6 protein-coding genes are annotated in these 4,410 nt (G+C 50.0%); all 6 read left to right on the forward strand.

Annotation, left to right across the window (positions count from 1 at the left end):
• Nucleotides 1-1,029 (forward strand): GTP-binding protein (locus IBX50_RS17605; RefSeq protein ID WP_292257604.1); only part of this gene is annotated, 1,029 nt, incomplete at its 5' end.
• A gap of 19 nt (nt 1,030-1,048) precedes the next feature.
• On the forward strand, nt 1,049-1,762 hold the full coding sequence (locus tag IBX50_RS17610) for a type I restriction-modification system subunit M N-terminal domain-containing protein (RefSeq protein WP_292257605.1): 714 nt from the start codon (nt 1,049-1,051) through the stop codon (nt 1,760-1,762).
• On the forward strand, nt 1,720-1,908 hold the full coding sequence (locus IBX50_RS20780) for a hypothetical protein (protein ID WP_366930748.1): 189 nt from the start codon (nt 1,720-1,722) through the stop codon (nt 1,906-1,908). The genes IBX50_RS17610 and IBX50_RS20780 overlap by 43 nt, the downstream gene beginning before the upstream one ends.
• Nucleotides 1,895-2,719 (forward strand): KilA-N domain-containing protein, encoded by an 825-nt coding sequence (locus IBX50_RS17615; RefSeq protein WP_292257606.1) that lies wholly within the window; start codon nt 1,895-1,897, stop codon nt 2,717-2,719. Before IBX50_RS20780 ends, IBX50_RS17615 begins: the two co-directional genes overlap by 14 nt.
• A 214-nt stretch (nt 2,720-2,933) precedes the next feature.
• Nucleotides 2,934-3,548 (forward strand): restriction endonuclease subunit S, encoded by a 615-nt coding sequence (locus tag IBX50_RS17620; protein WP_292257607.1) that lies wholly within the window; start codon nt 2,934-2,936, stop codon nt 3,546-3,548.
• A 1-nt stretch (nt 3,549) separates the two neighbouring features.
• On the forward strand, nt 3,550-3,894 hold the full coding sequence (locus tag IBX50_RS17625; protein ID WP_292257608.1) for a hypothetical protein: 345 nt from the start codon (nt 3,550-3,552) through the stop codon (nt 3,892-3,894).
• Nucleotides 3,895-4,410 lie beyond the last annotated feature (516 nt).

Genomic DNA, 4,410 nt, shown 5'->3' on the forward strand with positions numbered 1-4,410 from the left:
ATTCCTGTCCACCTGATCACCGGTTTTCTGGGTGTTGGCAAAACCACCGCCATCAATCACCTGATGGCACAAAAACCGGAAGGAGAGCGCTGGGCACTGGTGGTGAACGAGTTCGGGCAGATCGGGGTGGATGCCAGCCTGCTGGATACCGATGATGGCATTCAGGTAAAGGAAATTCCCGGGGGTTGCATCTGTTGTGCACTGGGGCTGACCCTGTCGGTAACGCTGGTGAATCTGCTGCAGCGTTTTAAACCGGATCGGTTGTTTATCGAACCCACCGGGCTGGGGCATCCCGCCGGTATTCTGGATCTGTTACAGGGTGAGCAGTTTAACGAAGTGCTGGAGCTTCATCCGGTGATCACCCTGGTGGATGCCCGCCAGCTGGATGACCCGCGTGTCATGGCACACGAAACCTTTCAGGATCAGATTTCGCTGGCTGATATTCTGGTTTTTAACAAAAGTGATTTGGCAACACCGGAACAAACCGCATTGGCAGTACAACAGGCAGGGCAGTTGTTTCCACCCAAACTGGCGGTGCTGACTTGTCAGCAGGGGCAGTTACCCCTGAGTGTGCTGGATTCTGCTGTGCAGCTGATTGCTGCCAGCCGCGAGCAGAAACAGGTGGCAGGGCATGACAACACTGCCAGTCTGATTCGTCAGGGTGGAGTGACCTTGCCATTTCTGGCTATGCCGCAACCGGGACAGCCGGTTTGCCAGCAGGGTGATGGGCTGGGTGCTTATTCAGTAGGCTGGGTGTTCCATCGGGATGATGCCTTTGATGAAGATCGTTTATATCAGTGGGTGGATCAACAAAAAGACCTGCTACGCCTGAAAGGGGTGTTCCGGGTGGGCAGTAAAACCTGGCGCAGTTTTAACAAGGTAGGGTCAGAACTGGTGGTGCAGCCGGTGGCTTATCGGCGCGATTCCCGGCTGGAGCTAATCAGTGAACAGCCGCTGGATGCGGCAGCACTGCAACAGCAGCTGCTGGCGATGACTTACAAACCAGCACCAGCAACATTATTTGATTGATATTAAAAGGAAAACCAGCATGACCAGCACCCAACAACGCGCCGCCCTGCAACGCCAAATCTGGGCCATTGCCAATGATGTACGTGGTTCAGTCGATGGCTGGGATTTTAAGCAGTATGTACTTGGCACCCTGTTTTACCGCTTTATTAGTGAAAACTTTGTCAATTATATCGAAGCCGGTGACGAGAGCATCCAGTACGCCAGCCTGCCCGATAACGTGATCACGCCTGACATCAAAGACGACGCTATTAAAACCAAGGGTTATTTTATCTACCCCAGCCAGCTGTTCAGCAAGGTTGCCAAGAACGCCCATAGCAACGAAAGCCTGAATACCGATCTGGCGGCTATTTTTGCTGCAATCGAAAGCTCGGCCAATGGTTACCCCTCAGAAAGTGACATCAAAGGCCTGTTTGCTGATTTCGACACTACCAGCAACCGTCTGGGTAATACCGTAAAAGATAAAAACCTGCGTCTGGCTGCGGTACTAAAAGGGGTGGCGGCCTTAGATTTTGGCCATGATATTTTTGCAAAAGGTGAGAACAGTCACATCGACTTGTTTGGTGATGCCTACGAATTTCTGATCTCCAACTATGCCGCCACTGCCGGTAAATCCGGTGGAGAGTTTTTCACCCCGCAGCATGTTTCAAGGAAAACATCGACCACTTCGCCCGCTCTGTACCCCTGGAAGAAATCGCCGCCAACGACTACAACCTTTCCGTCAGCAGTTATGTAGAAGCCAAAGACAACCGCGAACAGGTCAACATCACCCAGTTGAATGCCGAGCTGAAAACCACCGTCGCCAGAATCGAGCAACTGCGGGCAGAGATAGATGCCATTGTCGTGGAAATAGAGGGATATGAGTCAGATGTCGAACAATAAAACTATCGAAGTTTTAAGCACTGAAATAAAAGTTAAAACCATCGACCAAAATGATTTTATTTGTCTTACGGATATTGCCAAATCAAAGAATCCAGACCATCCCGATGATTTAATTAGGAATTGGCTTCGAAACCGCAACACGCTCGAACTCCTCGGGATATGGGAGCAACTTCATAATCCAGACTTTAACCCCGTCGAATTCGACGGGGTTAGAAAACAGGCAGGCTTAAACAGCTTTACCCTTACACCAAAACAATGGATCACCTCGACCCAGGCTATCGGTTTGGTCTCAAAGGCGGGGCGTTATGGTGGCACCTATGCGCACAAGGATATTGCTTTTGAATTCGCATCCTGGGTATCTGTTGAGTTCAAGCTCTATCTTATTAAAGAATTCCAGCGCCTCAAGGAAGCAGAACACCAGCAGCTTGGCTGGGATGTGAGGCGCCAGTTGACTAAAATCAATTACCGCATCCATACCGATGCCGTTAAAGAAAACCTGATCCCACCCACCCTGACACCACAGCAAACCAGTCTGGTATTTGCTTCCGAAGCGGATCTTTTGAACATGGCTCTGTTTGGAAAAACCGCCAAACAATGGCGTGATGAAAACCCAGAAAAAGATGGCAATATGCGCGACTACGCGAATGTCTCGCAGTTGGTGTGCTTAGCCAACCTTGAAACCCTGAATGCCCACTTTATCCAGCAGGCACTTCCTCAGGATGAGCGCTTAACACTGCTGAACAATACCGCCATTCAACAGATGCATTTGCTGACTGAAGACAGCAGTATTAAAAAGTTGGGAAAGACTTGAGATGAGCAACCAACCCATTGGCTTGACCAAGCGCCCAGAGGGCTACGCCAGCTGGCTGAGTGAATTTGTGCAACAGCCTGTTGCACAATTGCCCTAGTATCACCAACTGGAAAGCAATCTACCCAGTATTGAACAAATCGAGCGGGAATTGCAGAGAGAAGACCAATGAATGAACTGAGTTTTATGGACAAACTGCTGGATGGGGTGGAGGTGGATGCGCAAAAAACAATACAACCATTACCGTGACCAGTTGTTGAGTTTTGAAGAAGAGGAAGTGGAGTGGAAGACGCTGGGGGACGTCTTTCAAATGCGAGCGGGTCAACATATTTCGGCAAGCAAGATCATGCAAACTGCTAACGAGAAATATATTTACCCTTGTTTTGGCGGGAATGGTATTCGCGGCTATGTGAAAGAAAGGAGTCATGACGGTGAGTATTTGCTTATTGGTAGGCAAGGTGCACTTTGTGGAAATGTTCAGCGCATGAAAAGACAGTTTTATGCTACAGAGCATGCGGTTGTGGTCACTGCGAATGATGGACTCAATATTGATTGGGCGTTTCATGTACTGACCGTTATGAACCTTAATCAGTACGCATCGCAATCAGCACAACCCGGCTTAGCAGTCGGGAAGCTTCAGGTTTTAAAGATCCCTATTCCGTCTATTGAACAGCAATCTCGTATCGCATCAATCCTCGACAAGTTCGACACCCTGACGACCTCCATCACCGAAGGCTTGCCCCGCGAAATCCAGCTGCGCCAGAAGCAGTACGAATATTACCGCGACCTGCTGCTGAGCTTTCCCAGGCCGGATGCCGAGGCGGCGGCCTGAGATGAGTGATCAACCGCCTTTTACCATCACCAGCGAGATCCTGAATCTGGTGGCCGACATCAGTCAGGCGATTGGTCGCTTAACCGCTGAGTTTGAGCAGGAGAGGCTGCTGCGCCTTCGCAAAGTGAATCGTATACGCACAGTGCAGTGGTCGCTGGCTATCGAGGGTAACACCCTGAGCGAAGAGCAAATTACCGCCATGCTTGAGGGTAAGCGGGTGATTGCACCACCCAGAGAGGTGCTAGAGGCGCAGAATGCGATTGCGGCGTATGACGCCATCAGCACTTGGCAGCCTTGGGATGCCCTGATTTGTATGTTATCTCAAAATCAGTTGGCTCAGGCTTAGGTTGACACACAGGGACCCAGTCTTCCCCCATGGCACGGCGCTCAATCAGATACACAGAGTAATCATCAACCTGCTGAATAACATGAGGCTCCTGCAACAAAGCCTGACCAGTCAAGGTATCGGATATACACACGGCAGGAGTTTTAGAGCCAGCATAATGCTCAAGAACTGCAAACAACTGCTGATTCAGCTCTCCAATCACTTCTTCAGAAATACTGTCTGGCACCACAACAAATAATTTACCCTGCATATCACGGATAACCCGCACTGCATCAGGCGCAACGCCTGGCAGTATCGACTTAAGACATTCAACAACCAGCTTCAAACTCTGATCAAAGATTACCATCACTCACCCTATTCATTGGCCTGCGATTAAATGGCCACAACGCAACGTAAAGTAGTCTTTGCATCCTTGTATAACCGTTGACTGGCTTGGTTGTAGTTATCCATTTTTTATACCCACCTACCCTCCACCAGCCCCAGCTGACGGTTCACGTCATAACGCGACTTGGCCGA

The sequence above is a fragment of the Marinospirillum sp. genome (assembly GCF_014859565.1).